Origin of the sequence: Kitasatospora sp. NPDC057198, from assembly GCF_042670125.1 — a bacterium.
GTDB lineage: Bacteria > Actinomycetota > Actinomycetes > Streptomycetales > Streptomycetaceae > Kitasatospora.
Genome location: NZ_JBHUWH010000216.1, coordinates 1 through 12,667 on the forward strand (window position 1 = coordinate 1; position 12,667 = coordinate 12,667).

Below are 12,667 nucleotides of genomic sequence, written 5' to 3' on the forward strand. Positions count from 1 at the left end.
GGGCCGGACCGCAGCGTCACAGGACGGCTGCAATCCGGCCCCGCCGCCATGATCACCCGACGGGGGGTCAGCCCTTGCGGGTACCGTCGGAGCGTGGCTGGCAATCGACACGACGACGGACGGGGCGCCGACCCCCGGCAGGGCTGGTCGGCACCCCGACCGGGCGCCCCCCAGGGCGACCCGCACCGGGGCGCGCCCACCGGCACCCCCGAGTACTTCACCGCCCCGCACCCCGCCCACCCCGGGCCGGCCGGGCCCGGCGACCAGCCCGGCCACACCAGGGCCTTCGCGTTCGGCGAGCAGCCGTACGCCGACCAGCCGTACGGGGACCAGCCGTACGCCGACCAGCCGTACGGCCAGTACCCGTACGGCGGTCAGGACGGCTACGGCGGCCAGGACGGCTACGGCGGCCACCAGGGCTACGAGGGCGGCTACGGCGACGGCTACGGCGACGGCTACGACCCGGCCCCGGTGGACAACGTCGCCGTCTACCGGGCCGGCGGGCAGGCCGCGCCGCACACCGGCGGGCCCCGGCTGCCCTGGCGGCAGCTGCTGGTCGGGATCTACCGCAGCCCGAGCGCCACCTTCGACCGGATGCGCGACCACCAGGTGTGGCTGCCCGCGCTGTGCGTGTCGCTGCTGTACGGCGTGCTCGCGGTCTTCGCCATCGACTCCACCTACGACCAGGTGGTGCACTCCACCTTCGCCGTCGCGCTCTGGGCCATCGGCGGTGCCGCGCTCGGCTTCACCCTGGCCGGCTCGGTGCTCTCCGCGGTGACGTACGCGCTGGCCCGGCAGTCCGGCGGCGACGGCCCCTGGCAGTCCACGATCGGCCTGGCCGCGCTGATCAGCTGGACCACCGACGCGCCGCGGCTGCTGCTCGCGTTCTTCCTCCCGGTCGGCAACCCGGTCGTGCAGGCGGTCGGCTGGGCGACCTGGGTGGGCTGCGCGGTGCTGCTGACCGTCATGGTGCGCCGGATCCACGACCTGCCCTGGGGCAAGGCGGCCGGCGCGGCCGCCGTCCAACTGCTGGCGCTGCTCGTCCTGATCAAGCTCCCCACCCTGGGCTGAGCCGGGCCGGGCGGTTTGTAGGGTGAGGTGGTTCCACCCACCCTCACTTCCCGCCCGGAGCCCGCGCATGAGCCTGCCCACCACCCACGTCAGCTTCCCCGCCGGGGCGGTGAGCGGGGAGTCGCCCGTCCTCGCCGTGCACACCCTGCCCGACGGCCGCACCGCGGTGGTCACCGCGGCCACCCCGTTCCACCCCGTCGACCACACCTGGCCCGACCAGCCCGCCGACCGCGGCACCCTCACCGTCGACGGCGCCGCCCACCCCGTCGTCGACTGCCTCACCGGCGCGGCCGGGCCCGACGGGGAGTTCGCGGTCGGCGCCGACATTCCGGTCCGGCGCGGTGACGAGGACTGGGCCTGGCTGGTGCTGCACGTGCTGCCCGCCGGGGCGCTCGGGCCCGGAGCCGTCGGACGCACCGCGCACCTCGCCGTCGACGCCGACCGCCGGTCCGCCCTCTCCGCCGCCCACACCGGCTGCCACCTGCTCGCCCTCGCCCTGAACGCCGCGCTCGCCCCGCGCTGGCGCAAGGACCCGGGCCGCGCCGACGCCCTCGGCCACCCCGACTTCGACAGCCTCGCCATGGCGAGCTCGGTGATGGACACCACCGCCAGCACCGACACCTACCGGATCGGCAAGTCCCTGAAGAAGAAGGGCTTCACGGTGGAGGCCACCGACACCCTCCCGGCCCTCGCCGAGGCCCTCCCCGCCCTCACCGCGGACGTCAACGCCCGCCTCGCCGCCTGGGTCGCCGCCGACGCCCCGGTCCGGATCGACACCCCCGGCCCCGAACTCACCGCCCGCCGCCGCTGGCACACCGACCTGCCCGAGGGCCCCGCCGCCATCGCCTGCGGCGGCACCCACCTGCACCACCTCGGCGAACTCACCGGCCTGCGCACCGCCCTCACCCTCACCGCGGACGGCACCGAACTCGTCGCCGTCACCACCCCCGTCCGCGCCTGACCCGCCCGCGCCCGGCCGCCCGCCCCGTCCGCCTGCGCCCGCCCGCTCCCCGCACGCGGCGAGGGCCGATCCCGTTCGGCGGGATCGGCCCTCGTGCCGGGTGGCAACGCCCTCAGACCTGCGTGCGGTGGAAGTTCAGGTGCGAGCGGGAGGCGGTCGGGCCGCGCTGCCCCTGGTAGCGCGAACCGTAGCGCTCCGAGCCGTACGGGTGCTCGGACGGCGAGGACAGCCGGAACAGGCACAGCTGGCCGATCTTCATCCCCGGGTACAGCTTGATCGGCAGCGTCGCCACGTTCGACAGCTCCAGCGTCACGTGCCCGCTGAACCCCGGGTCGATGAAACCCGCCGTCGAGTGCGTCAGCAGCCCCAGCCGCCCCAGGCTCGACTTCCCCTCCAACCGCGAGGCCACGTCGTTCGGCAGCGTGATCACCTCGTAGGTGGACGCCAGCACGAACTCGCCCGGGTGCAGGATGAACGCCTCGTCGCCCTCCGGCTCCACCAGCCGGGTCAGGTCCGGCTGTTCCTCGGAGGGGTCGATGTGCGGGTAGCGGTGGTTCTCGAAGACCCGGAAGAACCGGTCCAGTCGGACGTCGATGCTCGACGGCTGGACCATCGACGGTTCGAACGGGTCGATCACGACCCGCCCCTTGTCGATCTCGGCACGGATGTCGTTGTCGGAGAGCAGCACGCCCCGAGCGTACGTGCCACGGGGCGGGCGCCCCAAAAGCGCCCGCCCCGTGGACCGCTCCGGCCGCCCGGCTACGCCAGCGACTCCACCGCCACCAGCCGCAGCCCGCGCGCCAGTTCGTCCGCCGACAGCTGCGAGACGTCCGCCGGAACCGAACTCCGCAACCGCCCGCACCGGGGACACCGCAACAACCGCCCCGGCCCCAACCGGCCCGCCTGCAAGTGCTGCATCGGGAACGCCGTCGTACTGAACACGTGCCCCTCGGCACAACGAACCACGGTGCGCTGCTCCATCGGTCCCCTTCCCACACTTCCGCCGACAGCGTCACATTAGGGGATCTACCGGACGCCACCCGCCCAGGCTCGCCGCCGCCGGAAACCCTGCGCTCACCACCCCGCACCATGGGGTACAGTGGTCCTTGATCGGGCCGTCACTGACGGTCCGTCAGCTGCGGGTGTAGTTTAATGGTAGAACATGAGCTTCCCAAGCTTAGAGCGCGAGTTCGATTCTCGTCACCCGCTCCATAGAGAAAGCCCCAGGTCAACGACCTGGGGCTTCTTCGTTGTCTAGACCGGATCAGGGGTCTTGCACCAGATCCGCACCAGATCCCTCCTGTACGGCCCGGCGGTGGGCGCGGACCCGTGCGTCCAGGGCACCCGCGATCTCCCGCTGCCGGTCGAGGTCCGAGTGCTGGTACATCATCGCGGCGCGCTCGGAGGACTGGCCGGCGCGGACCATGGTGTCCTTCAGCGTGGCCCCGGACCGGGTCGCCAGGGTGTGCCCGGTGTGGCGCAGGTCGTAGAACCGGAAGTTCGCCGGAAGGCCCACCCGGGATCGGGCGGCACGCCATTTGCGCCCGAAGGTCGAACGGCGGAACGGGGCGCCGCGCTCGCCGACGAACAACAGCCCGTCCGGCTCCTTCTCGGCGTACCAGTTCAGGTGCCGTTCCAGTTCGATGCGCAAGAACTCCGGGAGGACGATGAAGCGCTTGCCCGCCTCGGACTTCGTGTCGCCCAAGACGCGCTTGCCGTTGGTCAGCTCGGGGGCTGCCTTGCGGACCCGGACGCCGACCAGCTCAAGGTCCACGTCGTGTCGACGCAACTCGGCCAACTCCTCCGGCCGGGCCGGTCCGTAGGCCGCGATGTAGACCATCAGGCGCCAGCGGAGACCCATGGCGTCAGCCACGGCGTCCACCTGCTCGATCGTGGCGATGGGCCGTTCGGGAGCCGACTCCTTGCCCGCGCCCTTGATGCGGCACGGGTTCCGCCGGATCAGTTCGTCGTCAACCGCCGTCTCCAGAATCGCCTTCACGAGGCGGTACGCCTTGGCAACCACCGTGGGGCCGGTCGTTCCCAACCGCTCAGCCCGCCAGGTACGCACACGCGGGGGCGTGATCTCGTCCAGGTCCCAAGCCCTGAAGGTCGGCAAGATGTGCTTCTTCAAGAGCTGCTGGTAGAGGTCCACCGTGGTGGCGGCCAAGTCGCGTTCCTTGACCCACTGCAGCGCGTACTCCTCGAAAGCCACCTTGCCAGCATTGGGGTCGCGCCAGTCGCCACGGCTGAGGTCGGCTTCTACCTGGGAGAGCCAGGTTTCTGCCTCCTTCTTCGTTTCGAAGGTCTCCGGTGAGCGGTGTTCCAACCCGTCCGGAGCTAGGTAGGACGCGGTCCATCGACCGGAGCGATACTGACGGACCGATCCGAAGCTTCGCCGGTAACCCTTCTTGTTGGCCATCAGGCTGCCCGCCTCTGGCCGGCGCGGCGAGCGGTGATCGGATGGACGGTGCGTGCGGCGATGTAGGCGGCGACGGCGGATTCGGAGATCCGTACCAGGCGTCCTACCTTGACGAAGGCGATGCGACGTTCTGCGATCAAGCGGCGGGGGAACCGCTCGCCGCTGGTTTCCCAGGTCCCGAGCAGTCGGGCGACCTCCTCCACGGTCAGCAGTCGGTCAGGCATGGGTGGGTTCTCCTTCCGTTCCGGGGGCGGGGGTGAGCGCGTCGACGAGCCAGCGTTCGGTGGGAGCCAGACCGACGCCGGCGAAGGCCCAGTCGGCGAGGACGAGGGTGGTCGGTTCGTCGTCCGAAGCTGCGGTTCCCGTGAGCGCGGGCGGTTCGGTGCCGAGGGCTTCGGCACGGCGCCAGGCGGCGCGGGCGTCACGGAGGGCGCCGAGGGTGGTGGAGTAGCGGCGGGTCTTGGTGGAGAAGTGGCCCCGGAAGCCGAGCATGTGGGCCCAGGCCCGGAGGCGGAGGTCCTCCAGCTCGGGGCGGGCACCGAGCGTCCAGCAGGTGCGGATCAGGCGGCGGGCGTGCTCGGAGATGTCCAGGCCCGCGAGTTCGGCGAGGAGCTTCACCGGCCGGTCCAGGGTGCCGGTGGCGCTCTCGGCGCCCTTGGTCGCGTACTTGGCGATGTAGGCGGCGACGGCGCGTTCGGTGAGCGCGGAGCCGGCCGCGAAGTCGTTGGTCCGGATCGTACGGATGTCGAGCTGCTTGCCGAAGGCGAAGGTATGGGCCGTGCCGTCGAGGACGGGCCCGGGGATCTCGGCGGCGCCGGCGGCGGCCCGGATCGCGTCGGCCAGGAGGTCGGGAGTCGCCCAGGCCGGGGGCGGGGTGCTGCCGCCCTCGGGGCCGTCCAGCCGGATCACGGCGTGGAAGTGGACGGCGCCGCGCTTCTGGTACTCGGCGACCTTGGCGAAGGAGACCCGGGCGTGCTCACGGAACTCCCGCTGCGACAGGCCGGCGCGCTTGGCGACTTCGCGGCGCAGGTAGATCGAGAAGCGGGCCCAGATCTTCCCCGCGTGCGCGTTCCAGAGCACGGCGGACCGGTAGTCGTAGGTATCCGGGTTGATCGGGCTTCCCAACTCGGCCGCGCCGTCCGGGTGCTGGGCTCCGCAGCGGCACCGGCCGGTGGAGGGGCGGTTGTGGACGGCGCCGAAGCCCGGGGCGGTGAAGGTGGCGAAGACGCGGGGGTGCGCGGTGATCGTGGCGGGAGTGCCCTTGCCGCCGGTGAGTCCGGCGGTGATCAGGTGGTAGGTGTCGCGCCGGTAGGTCTCCGCGCAGGCGGGGCAGCGGGTGGTGCGGCGGTTGTTGCAGCGCACCAGCAGGTGGCCGGCGGCGAGAGCGGTCGAGTCGAGATGGTGCAGGATCTCGCCGGTGCCGGTGTGGACCTCGGTGCGGTGGCCTTCGAGGCGGATGGGCCGCCCGCAGCCACCGAGCCCGGCGAGCTGCCGCATGAGCGCGGGCATGGTGCCGAGGGAGGCTAAGGCGGTCAGGTCGGCGATCGGCGGCGGGGCAGTGGCGGCCATGTGGAACACCTCCGGTGCAGCGGGCCCGGAGCCGGAAGAGTTGGCTCCGGGCCGTGCGATCAGGACTTGTCGGTGGGCTTCGCGTGCTGGTTGGTCCAGGTCTCCGCGCAGACCTTGTGGGCGGGCTTGCCACGGTCGGAGCGGAGGTTGGTCGGCTTGTCGCAGATGCCGCAGGGTTCGGCGCGCGGGGACCAGTGCCGTTTGTCGGACCAGTCGAATTGGGCGCCCACGGCGGTCAGTGCCGGGCGGTGGTGAGCGCGCGCCGGGCGGGGGCCGTGGTGGTGCCGGTTCCGTGGCAGGCCGGGCAGTTCACCGGGACGGTGGCCCGGGAGCCGTCGGTCAGGCGCAGGCCGGTGGCGATGGCGGCGCTGGCGAAGCCGTCGCAGTTCGGGCAGATCAGGCGTGCCGGACGGGTGTGCTGGGGCATGATGGTGCTCTCCTTCGCGGACTTCGGTTCGGGGAGGGTTGAGGTGCCCGGCGCGGCGGGATGCTTGGAGGCTTGCTGCCGCGCCGGGCACCGGTGTTCGTTCAGCGGCGGCGCGCGGTGCGGGCGCCGGGCTTGGAGGCGTACATCTGGCGGTCGGCCGCCGACAGGGCCTCGGTGAGCAGCAGGGTCGCCGGGTGCGAGGTGCCGACGGACGCGCTCACGCTCAGCAGCTCGGTGCCGTACGGGACCGGGTGGTGGAGCTGGTTGCGCAGGTCGGGGACGCGGTGTTCGGCGTCCAGGACGACGGCGGCGAACTCGTCTCCGCCGAGGCGGGCGGCGATGCCGTCGGTGCCGCACCAGGTGGCCAGTCGGCGGGCGGTTGCAGCGAGGACGGCGTCCCCGGCGGCGTGGCCGTGGGTGTCGTTGACGGCCTTGAAGTCGTCCAGGTCGATCAGCAGGACGGTGGTGCGCTCGGGGTGCCGGCGGATGATCCGCTCGGCCCGGGTGGTGAAGCCGTCGCGGGTCAGGAGCCCGGTGAGCGGGTCGCGGCGGGCGGTGGCCAGGCGACGGGCCAGGACGGTGCTGTGGGTGGTCCAGCCGACCAACGGGACGCCGGCGGCGAGGAGCGGGGCGAGTTCCATGGCGGTCCTTCCGGAGCGGGTCGAGGTCTCCGGGGTGGTGGGATGGCTTGGAGGCTTGCAACCACCCCGGAGACCGGTCAGATGCCGAGGGAGAGCGCGCGGGCGGAGGCCCGATCGAGCAGGTGGTGAACGTCGGCCTGCCGGGTGCCGGGGGCGTCGTTGAAGGCGTCCGGGGAGGCGACGGGCCGTCCGGTGGCGTGCAGGACCTCCATCACCTGGTTGCGGGCCCGGCGGACGGTGTCCGGGGTGCCGTAGCCGTGGGCGAGGACGGCGGCCTGGGCGCCGAGGAGGCAGACGCGGCCGGCGGAGTCCCACAGAGCGCCCTGCATCCAGCCGTAGGCGTTGAGGTAGCGGGAGGTCAGCCGCAGGTGGTTCGCGACGGTCACCGGGGTCGGCCGGGCCGGGCGGTGGGCGATCCGGTCGAGGAGCGTCGGACGGAGCAGCGGGAAGCCGAAGTTCCAGGGCTGCACGGTGCTGCCGAGCGGGCAGACGTACGGGGCGAGGACCCGGGCCGGGGCGGGGAAGGTGGCGAGGTACGCCTCGATTTCGGCGATCAGACCGGAGGTGTCCGGGGTGAGGACCAGCGGGCCGGGCGTGAAGACGGCGGTGGGCACGGCGGACCGTCCCTTCACTTCTGGGTGACGGCGTTGACGCCGGAGCGGGTGGTCTGGTCGATCACGGGGGCGAGGAAGGTCCCGGCGAGGTAGAAGCCGAAGAGGGCGATGAGGGCGGCGACCCACAGGCGGATGCCCAGGAACTTGACGGCGGTCCACACGCCGGCGCCGAGGACGACGACCAGGGGCAGGGTGACATTCATGACGGATCTCCTGTCAGCGGATGGTGCAGCGGTGGGTGCGGGCAGCGATCTCGGCGGCGGGGCGGCTGTCGTAGTCGGCGGAGAAGCCGCAGCGCGGGGCGGTGCAGGCGGCGGTGTGCTTCTCGCGGCCACGGCCGTCGTAGTAGGTGGCGACCTGGACGGGGCCGATGCGGATCGTGTTGCGGGGGCGGATCGGGCGGGGCACGGCTGATCTCCCTTCCTACTCAGGCGAGTTGGGCGGTGATGGCGTCGGCGAAGTGCGGCGGGACGCCGAGGCGGACGCGGAGGGTGTCCGGGTCGATCGGCGTACCGGTGCGGGCGCGGTGGTCGTCGGCGATCTTGCGGGCGTGCTCGACCAAGGCGGCCGGAACGGGCACGGCTTGGGGCGGCGAGGGTGGCGCAGAGGGGAGCGCGGGCACCGCTTCCGGCGCTTCGACCGGCTCCGGCTTCGGGACGGTCACCGTGGTCGGCGGAGGCGCGATCTCGGTTTCGTAGAGCGGGAGTTCGTTTTCCATCTCGGGTTCAGCCGACTGCGTGGTGCCGGTGGCGCCGTGGGCGAGGAGGGTGCCGCCGAAGAATGCGAGCGCGGGCCAACCGGCGACGAGGATCCGGAGCCAGGCCGGGACGTGGCCGAGGTCGAGGAGCCCGGCGGTAGCGACGTTCGCGCCGAGCGAGGCGGCCAGGGCGATGGCGAACCACGTCCAGGCGGCCGAGGCCGGGGAGTTGGCGGCTCGCAGGACGCGCATGCGGTGCCAGGCGGCGACCAGGAGCAGGTCCACCGAGACGGGGTAGGCCCACGCCTTCCAGCCGTACTGTCCGGCGGCCTGGGCGAGGTCGTGGAGGTGAGCGAAGGACAGGGCGCCGGCGATGACGGCCTGGACGAGTACGGCGTCCGTACGGGGCAGTCGCACTGGTCGGTCCTCCTTCCGGGAGTCGGGCCGGTGCCGGGCGGGCGAGGGAGCAATCGGCCGCCCGGCGCGGCTGTCTAGTAGCGGTCCGGGGTGGGGTCGATCCCGGTGGACATGCAGCGGGAGCAGATCGCGTCCATCTCGCCGACCTCGCGGCGCGTACGCCCGGCGTAGACCGATTCGGTGACCCAGCCGGTGCCTTGGCAGCGCGGGCAGGGCGGCACGTTGTTGGCCTTGGCGGCCTTCACGGGGGTGGTCTTCCTGGGAGCCATGGGGACGGTCCTTCCGGAAACGGGCATGGCCGGGTAGGGACGTGGCGCGGATGCGGTCGCGCCGCCGGTGGGCGTGAAGATCAGCCTGTGACGGGGCGGGGCTTGACCAGCGACGGGCCGCCGGCCGGGGTGTTCACCGGCGGGACGTAGGGGCGGAACGCGTCCAGGGCAGGCAGGACCGGCGTGAGGTAGGCGGTTTCCCGGCAGACTCGGGCAGCGTCCCCGAGGGGCAGGTACGGGGCGCGGATCCGGGACCAGCCGCCGGAGGAGTCACCGGCCACCGCGACTCCGGGCATCTCCGGAGCGATCTGCGTGGCGGCGAGCGCAGCCTCGGGCGAGACGTCGCCGAGTCCCATGTCGGCCGTGGCCTTGTCGTTGACCCGGTGCACCACCCGGCCGGTGAGCTGGGCGCGGAGCATGGTGGCGCCCTTGCCCAGCTCGGACCCGAAGCGCTGGCCGCAGGCTTCCACGAACATCCCGGCGGCACGGCCGAGTTGGGCGAGCCGGATCAACTGGGTGACCAAGTGGTCACGCCGTTCCTCGTCCTTGCGGGTGGCGACGAGGAACAGTTCGGCGATCTCGTCCACGACGAGCACCAGCGGGACGGGCCGGAGCTGCGCGGGCAGACCCCAGATGTCCGACGTGATCTCGTCGTCCGCCACCCATCCGGGGATCCCCTGGTGGCTGCGGATCAGGTCGTAGCGCGCTTCCATCTCTTCAACGAGCTTGTCCAGCAGGGCGCCGGCCTGCCCCGGGTCCGTGGCCAGAGCCGACAGACGGGGCGCGAACGGAGCCAGCTCGACACCGAACTTGCAGTCGATCCCGACGAGCGCCACGTTCAACCGGGCGAGCCCGGTGATCAGGTTGCGCTGGTACACGGACTTGCCGGTCAGCGTCGCACCCAAGGTCAGGCAGTGCGGCACCGCCCGGTAGTCCCGGACGAAGGCCGTGCCGTCCTCCCGCAGGGCCACCGGGACCAGCAGCTCACCGGCCGGCAGCCGACGCGGCATCCGCACCTTGCGGAGCACGTCGAAGCCGGTCATCCGCAGCTCGATCACACCGGGCTTCACCACCGAGACGTGCACGGCGTGGACGCCCCAGGCGTGCCGCAGACGCTCCGCCGAAGCCACCACGTCCGCCGGTTCCTGCCCGGGAGCCAGCCGCAGGCGGACCCGCAGGCCCGTCGATGTCGGCCGGACGCGCCGGATCTTCGGCGGAACGGGGCGGATCTCCCGCCGGGTGGTCGCCCGGGTGATCAGCACCCGCAACCGGGACGGCTCGACCGTCAGGCCGCAGGCGTCCATGGTGCTGCCGTAGGTGGCGGAGAACCGGGCCGCCGTGACCGGAAGACCGATCGCCGACCAGTAGAGGGCCGGAGCCTTGGCCCGCGCGTACGCAGCACCGCCGGCGACAGCGGCCAGCGGGCCACCCACCTCGGCCAGCGTCAGCAGCTCGGACACGGCGCTCAGACCTTCGCGGGAGCCGGGACGAGGGACGTGATCGCCATCGCGCGGAACGAGATCCCGTGCCGCTTCTGGCCGTTGAACTCGTTCTCCCAGTCCCGCGCCTTGAGCCCGGTCACCGCGACCGGCATGCCGACCGCCAGCCCCTCGGAGACGCCGGTCTCCGGCACGGTCACGTTGTAGAGGTTCGCCTCGCCGTCGTCGGCGATCGTCAGCCCCACCGTCAGGAGCTTCGCACCGGTCTCCCGGTCGATCGCCACCTCACCGGTCTGCTTGCTCACCAGCTTGAGCGCCGGCGGGACGACCACGAACACGAACGCGGTCGAGAGGTCGATTTTGAAAGTGGCCATGGGCCTACTCCTTGAGTCAGCTCCGGCGCCCGTGCGCCGAGTAGCAGCTTCTCTATGAAGGTAGGCGCAGTTTTTCTGCGAGTCAAGAAGTTCTGCGAGTGGCTGTGAAGCAGAACTTCTGCGAGCCTGGTTGCGCGCGCAAGTGCGCGCGCACTCAAGACTTGAAGGAGGGAACATGACCAGCGGTTTCGGTCTGGTGGTCCGCTTCGAGCTGCGTGACGATGCGGCTGCTGCGGCCTTCGACGACTTGGTCGAGCAGACGCTCGCGGGCATCAAGGCTCTGGAGCCCGGGACGCTCGCCTACGTCGTCCACGCGGTTCCGGAGGAGCCGAACGTCCGGGTGTTCTACGAGCTGTACGCGGACCGGGATGCCTTCGACCAGCACGAGCAGCAGCCCCACACCAAGCACTTCCTCGCCCAGCGCGAGCAGTACCTGTCCGGCGTAGACGTGACGTTCCTGTCCGCCACGGCAGGGAAGGGGCCGGTGGCGGAATGACGCCCGAGGAGCGACGCGCCTTCGGGGTGCGGGTGGCCGAGCTGCGCGAGGCACGCGGGCTGACGCAGAAGCAGCTTGCTGCCGAGATCGGCAGGACGGCTAGTTGGCTCTCGCAGGTCGAGCGCGGCATTCAGCCGGTGAACCGGCTCGATGTCCTCCGCATGCTCGCTGACGGCCTGGGCGTGTCGCTCCAAGTCCTTCGTCCGGATGCGCCGGCGCCCGTCGCTGCTGTGGCTGTGCCCACCACGGAGGAGCCCAACGACCTCGACCAGGCCCGCCTCCTGATCTCGGGTCATCCGGTGCCCGAGGTGCTGCTGGTGACGGACCCCACCGAGGCCCCGGTCACCGTGGCAGAGCTGCAAGCTGCGGTTGACCGCGTGTGGGAGCTGACCCACAGCAACCAGTTCGCCGAGCTGAGCAAGGCCCTTGGCTCGTTGCTGCCGAGGATCGAGCGCGCCGCTCGGACGGCACCCGCTGACCAACGCCCCCGGATGTGGGAGCAGCTCAGCCGGACCTACCAGGCGTTGTCGGCGGCCTTCGTTCGCCAGGACGAGGGCGATGCCGCCTGGATCGCTGCGGACCGTTCGATTCGTGCGGCCGAAGAGTCCGGCCGGCCCTTGGAGGTGTTCGCCGGCGTCTTCCGGCTCGCGCAGGCATTCGTGCGGCTGAAGCACTACGACCAGGCGGACCACTCGGCCACGACCGCTCTCCATGCGCTGGAGCAGCACCTCCGGGAGGGCGAGCCGACCCCCGAGGCTCTGTCGGTCACGGGCTCGCTGCACCTGGTGCTGGCGCTGTCCAACGCGCGCTCCGGTGACCGCCCGAGGGCCCGCCAAGAACTCGACCGTGCAAGGAAGATTGCCCGCCGGTTGGGCGAGGACCGCAACGACTTCAACTTGGAGTTCGGGCCCACCAACGTCGAGATCCAGACCGTCTCGATCGCGGTCGACCTCGGCGATGCGGGCGAAGCGCTCGACGTCGGCACGCGGATCGACGCGTCGGGGCTCTCGGCCGAACGGCAGGCGCGACTGCTTCTCGACCTCGGCCGGGCTTATACGCAGCGTCGGCAACTTGGTGAAGCCCTGAACGCCTTGCTCCAGGCAGAAGAGCTGTCACCGGACCTGATCCACACCCACGTCACTGCACGAGCCACGATCCGCGAACTGCTGTTGGTCGCAGGGCGATCGGCGACGCCGGAGCTTCGTGATCTCGCGGAGCGAGCTGACGCCCGGGCGTGAGTGAGTAAAAACCTTCTCTACGGGTTCAAGGCGCG

Annotated in this window: 19 protein-coding genes and 1 tRNA gene; 5 read left to right on the forward strand and 15 right to left on the reverse strand. The window is 71.8% G+C overall.

Features of this window, described 5'->3' with window-relative positions; genetic code table 11:
- Positions 1 to 93: 93 nt before the first annotated feature.
- Complete coding sequence (locus tag ACFUEL_RS23030; protein ID WP_380238530.1) at positions 94 to 1,071, forward strand: Yip1 family protein; 978 nt, start codon at positions 94 to 96, stop codon at positions 1,069 to 1,071.
- A gap of 67 nt (positions 1,072 to 1,138) precedes the next feature.
- Positions 1,139 to 2,032 carry a metal-dependent hydrolase gene (locus tag ACFUEL_RS23035; RefSeq protein ID WP_380238532.1) on the forward strand — a complete coding sequence of 298 codons (894 nt, stop codon included), beginning with the start codon at positions 1,139 to 1,141 and terminating at the stop codon, positions 2,030 to 2,032.
- 112 nt (positions 2,033 to 2,144) lie between these two features.
- On the opposite strand, the gene dcd is transcribed toward ACFUEL_RS23035, so the two are convergent.
- Positions 2,145 to 2,720 carry a dCTP deaminase gene (gene dcd / locus ACFUEL_RS23040; protein WP_380238534.1) on the reverse strand — a complete coding sequence of 192 codons (576 nt, stop codon included), beginning with the start codon at positions 2,718 to 2,720 and terminating at the stop codon, positions 2,145 to 2,147.
- Positions 2,721 to 2,791: 71 nt separating this feature from the next.
- Entirely contained in the window at positions 2,792 to 3,013 is a 222-nt protein-coding gene (locus tag ACFUEL_RS23045) for a hypothetical protein (RefSeq protein ID WP_380238535.1), read from the reverse strand.
- Between the two features lie 157 nt (positions 3,014 to 3,170).
- Between ACFUEL_RS23045 and ACFUEL_RS23050 the strand changes: the two genes are divergently transcribed.
- Positions 3,171 to 3,244 (forward strand) — tRNA-Gly (locus tag ACFUEL_RS23050).
- Positions 3,245 to 3,296: 52 nt separating this feature from the next.
- Here the strand turns inward: ACFUEL_RS23050 and ACFUEL_RS23055 are convergent.
- The 13 genes from ACFUEL_RS23055 to ACFUEL_RS23115 all read right to left on the reverse strand — a co-directional run bounded on the left by ACFUEL_RS23055 (position 3,297) and on the right by ACFUEL_RS23115 (position 10,898).
- Entirely contained in the window at positions 3,297 to 4,451 is a 1,155-nt protein-coding gene (locus tag ACFUEL_RS23055; protein ID WP_380238537.1) for a tyrosine-type recombinase/integrase, read from the reverse strand.
- The gene (locus ACFUEL_RS23060; protein WP_380238539.1) at positions 4,451 to 4,675 is read right to left on the reverse strand and encodes an excisionase family DNA-binding protein; all 225 of its coding nucleotides are present in this window, start codon (positions 4,673 to 4,675) and stop codon (positions 4,451 to 4,453) included. Before ACFUEL_RS23060 ends, ACFUEL_RS23055 begins: the two co-directional genes overlap by 1 nt.
- A complete protein-coding gene (locus ACFUEL_RS23065; RefSeq protein WP_380238540.1) occupies positions 4,668 to 6,020 on the reverse strand; it encodes a replication initiator in 1,353 nt (450 codons plus the stop codon). Before ACFUEL_RS23065 ends, ACFUEL_RS23060 begins: the two co-directional genes overlap by 8 nt.
- A gap of 59 nt (positions 6,021 to 6,079) precedes the next feature.
- Complete coding sequence (locus tag ACFUEL_RS23070; RefSeq protein WP_380238542.1) at positions 6,080 to 6,250, reverse strand: hypothetical protein; 171 nt, start codon at positions 6,248 to 6,250, stop codon at positions 6,080 to 6,082.
- Positions 6,251 to 6,255: 5 nt separating this feature from the next.
- The gene (locus ACFUEL_RS23075) at positions 6,256 to 6,447 is read right to left on the reverse strand and encodes a hypothetical protein (RefSeq protein ID WP_380238543.1); all 192 of its coding nucleotides are present in this window, start codon (positions 6,445 to 6,447) and stop codon (positions 6,256 to 6,258) included.
- Between the two features lie 101 nt (positions 6,448 to 6,548).
- Positions 6,549 to 7,088, reverse strand: coding sequence for a GGDEF domain-containing protein (locus ACFUEL_RS23080; protein WP_380238545.1), 540 nt, complete (start codon positions 7,086 to 7,088; stop codon positions 6,549 to 6,551).
- A gap of 77 nt (positions 7,089 to 7,165) precedes the next feature.
- A complete protein-coding gene (locus tag ACFUEL_RS23085) occupies positions 7,166 to 7,702 on the reverse strand; it encodes a hypothetical protein (RefSeq protein ID WP_380238547.1) in 537 nt (178 codons plus the stop codon).
- Positions 7,703 to 7,716: 14 nt separating this feature from the next.
- Positions 7,717 to 7,905 (reverse strand): hypothetical protein, encoded by a 189-nt coding sequence (locus tag ACFUEL_RS23090; protein ID WP_380238548.1) that lies wholly within the window; start codon positions 7,903 to 7,905, stop codon positions 7,717 to 7,719.
- Between the two features lie 13 nt (positions 7,906 to 7,918).
- Positions 7,919 to 8,110, reverse strand: coding sequence for a mobile element transfer protein (locus ACFUEL_RS23095; RefSeq protein ID WP_380238549.1), 192 nt, complete (start codon positions 8,108 to 8,110; stop codon positions 7,919 to 7,921).
- A 19-nt stretch (positions 8,111 to 8,129) separates the two neighbouring features.
- Positions 8,130 to 8,816 (reverse strand): DUF2637 domain-containing protein, encoded by a 687-nt coding sequence (locus tag ACFUEL_RS23100; RefSeq protein ID WP_380238551.1) that lies wholly within the window; start codon positions 8,814 to 8,816, stop codon positions 8,130 to 8,132.
- Positions 8,817 to 8,890: 74 nt separating this feature from the next.
- The gene (locus ACFUEL_RS23105; RefSeq protein WP_380238553.1) at positions 8,891 to 9,085 is read right to left on the reverse strand and encodes a hypothetical protein; all 195 of its coding nucleotides are present in this window, start codon (positions 9,083 to 9,085) and stop codon (positions 8,891 to 8,893) included.
- A gap of 80 nt (positions 9,086 to 9,165) precedes the next feature.
- A complete protein-coding gene (locus tag ACFUEL_RS23110; protein ID WP_380238555.1) occupies positions 9,166 to 10,545 on the reverse strand; it encodes an FtsK/SpoIIIE domain-containing protein in 1,380 nt (459 codons plus the stop codon).
- 5 nt (positions 10,546 to 10,550) lie between these two features.
- Complete coding sequence (locus ACFUEL_RS23115) at positions 10,551 to 10,898, reverse strand: hypothetical protein (protein ID WP_380238557.1); 348 nt, start codon at positions 10,896 to 10,898, stop codon at positions 10,551 to 10,553.
- Positions 10,899 to 11,073: 175 nt separating this feature from the next.
- Between ACFUEL_RS23115 and ACFUEL_RS23120 the strand changes: the two genes are divergently transcribed.
- Together ACFUEL_RS23120 and ACFUEL_RS23125 are read left to right on the forward strand one after the other, a co-directional pair.
- Positions 11,074 to 11,394: a putative quinol monooxygenase gene (locus ACFUEL_RS23120; protein WP_380238558.1), complete on the forward strand. Its 321-nt coding sequence runs from the start codon at positions 11,074 to 11,076 to the stop codon at positions 11,392 to 11,394.
- A complete protein-coding gene (locus tag ACFUEL_RS23125; RefSeq protein WP_380238560.1) occupies positions 11,391 to 12,632 on the forward strand; it encodes a helix-turn-helix domain-containing protein in 1,242 nt (413 codons plus the stop codon). The genes ACFUEL_RS23120 and ACFUEL_RS23125 overlap by 4 nt, the downstream gene beginning before the upstream one ends.
- The last annotated feature ends 35 nt before the right edge of the window (positions 12,633 to 12,667 follow it).

What these genes read in the sequence shown, in the direction of transcription:
- ACFUEL_RS23035 (WP_380238532.1), top strand. Translation starts at nt 1,139, where the DNA reads ATGAGCCTGCCCACCACCCACGTCAGCTTCCCCGCCGGGGCGGTGAGC.
- ACFUEL_RS23045 (WP_380238535.1), bottom strand. Translation starts at nt 3,013, where the DNA reads ATGGAGCAGCGCACCGTGGTTCGTTGTGCCGAGGGGCACGTGTTCAGT.
- ACFUEL_RS23055 (WP_380238537.1), bottom strand. Translation starts at nt 4,451, where the DNA reads ATGGCCAACAAGAAGGGTTACCGGCGAAGCTTCGGATCGGTCCGTCAG.
- ACFUEL_RS23060 (WP_380238539.1), bottom strand. Translation starts at nt 4,675, where the DNA reads ATGCCTGACCGACTGCTGACCGTGGAGGAGGTCGCCCGACTGCTCGGG.
- ACFUEL_RS23065 (WP_380238540.1), bottom strand. Translation starts at nt 6,020, where the DNA reads ATGGCCGCCACTGCCCCGCCGCCGATCGCCGACCTGACCGCCTTAGCC.
- ACFUEL_RS23075 (WP_380238543.1), bottom strand. Translation starts at nt 6,447, where the DNA reads ATGCCCCAGCACACCCGTCCGGCACGCCTGATCTGCCCGAACTGCGAC.
- ACFUEL_RS23080 (WP_380238545.1), bottom strand. Translation starts at nt 7,088, where the DNA reads ATGGAACTCGCCCCGCTCCTCGCCGCCGGCGTCCCGTTGGTCGGCTGG.
- ACFUEL_RS23090 (WP_380238548.1), bottom strand. Translation starts at nt 7,905, where the DNA reads ATGAATGTCACCCTGCCCCTGGTCGTCGTCCTCGGCGCCGGCGTGTGG.
- ACFUEL_RS23105 (WP_380238553.1), bottom strand. Translation starts at nt 9,085, where the DNA reads ATGGCTCCCAGGAAGACCACCCCCGTGAAGGCCGCCAAGGCCAACAAC.
- ACFUEL_RS23115 (WP_380238557.1), bottom strand. Translation starts at nt 10,898, where the DNA reads ATGGCCACTTTCAAAATCGACCTCTCGACCGCGTTCGTGTTCGTGGTC.
- ACFUEL_RS23120 (WP_380238558.1), top strand. Translation starts at nt 11,074, where the DNA reads ATGACCAGCGGTTTCGGTCTGGTGGTCCGCTTCGAGCTGCGTGACGAT.
- ACFUEL_RS23125 (WP_380238560.1), top strand. Translation starts at nt 11,391, where the DNA reads ATGACGCCCGAGGAGCGACGCGCCTTCGGGGTGCGGGTGGCCGAGCTG.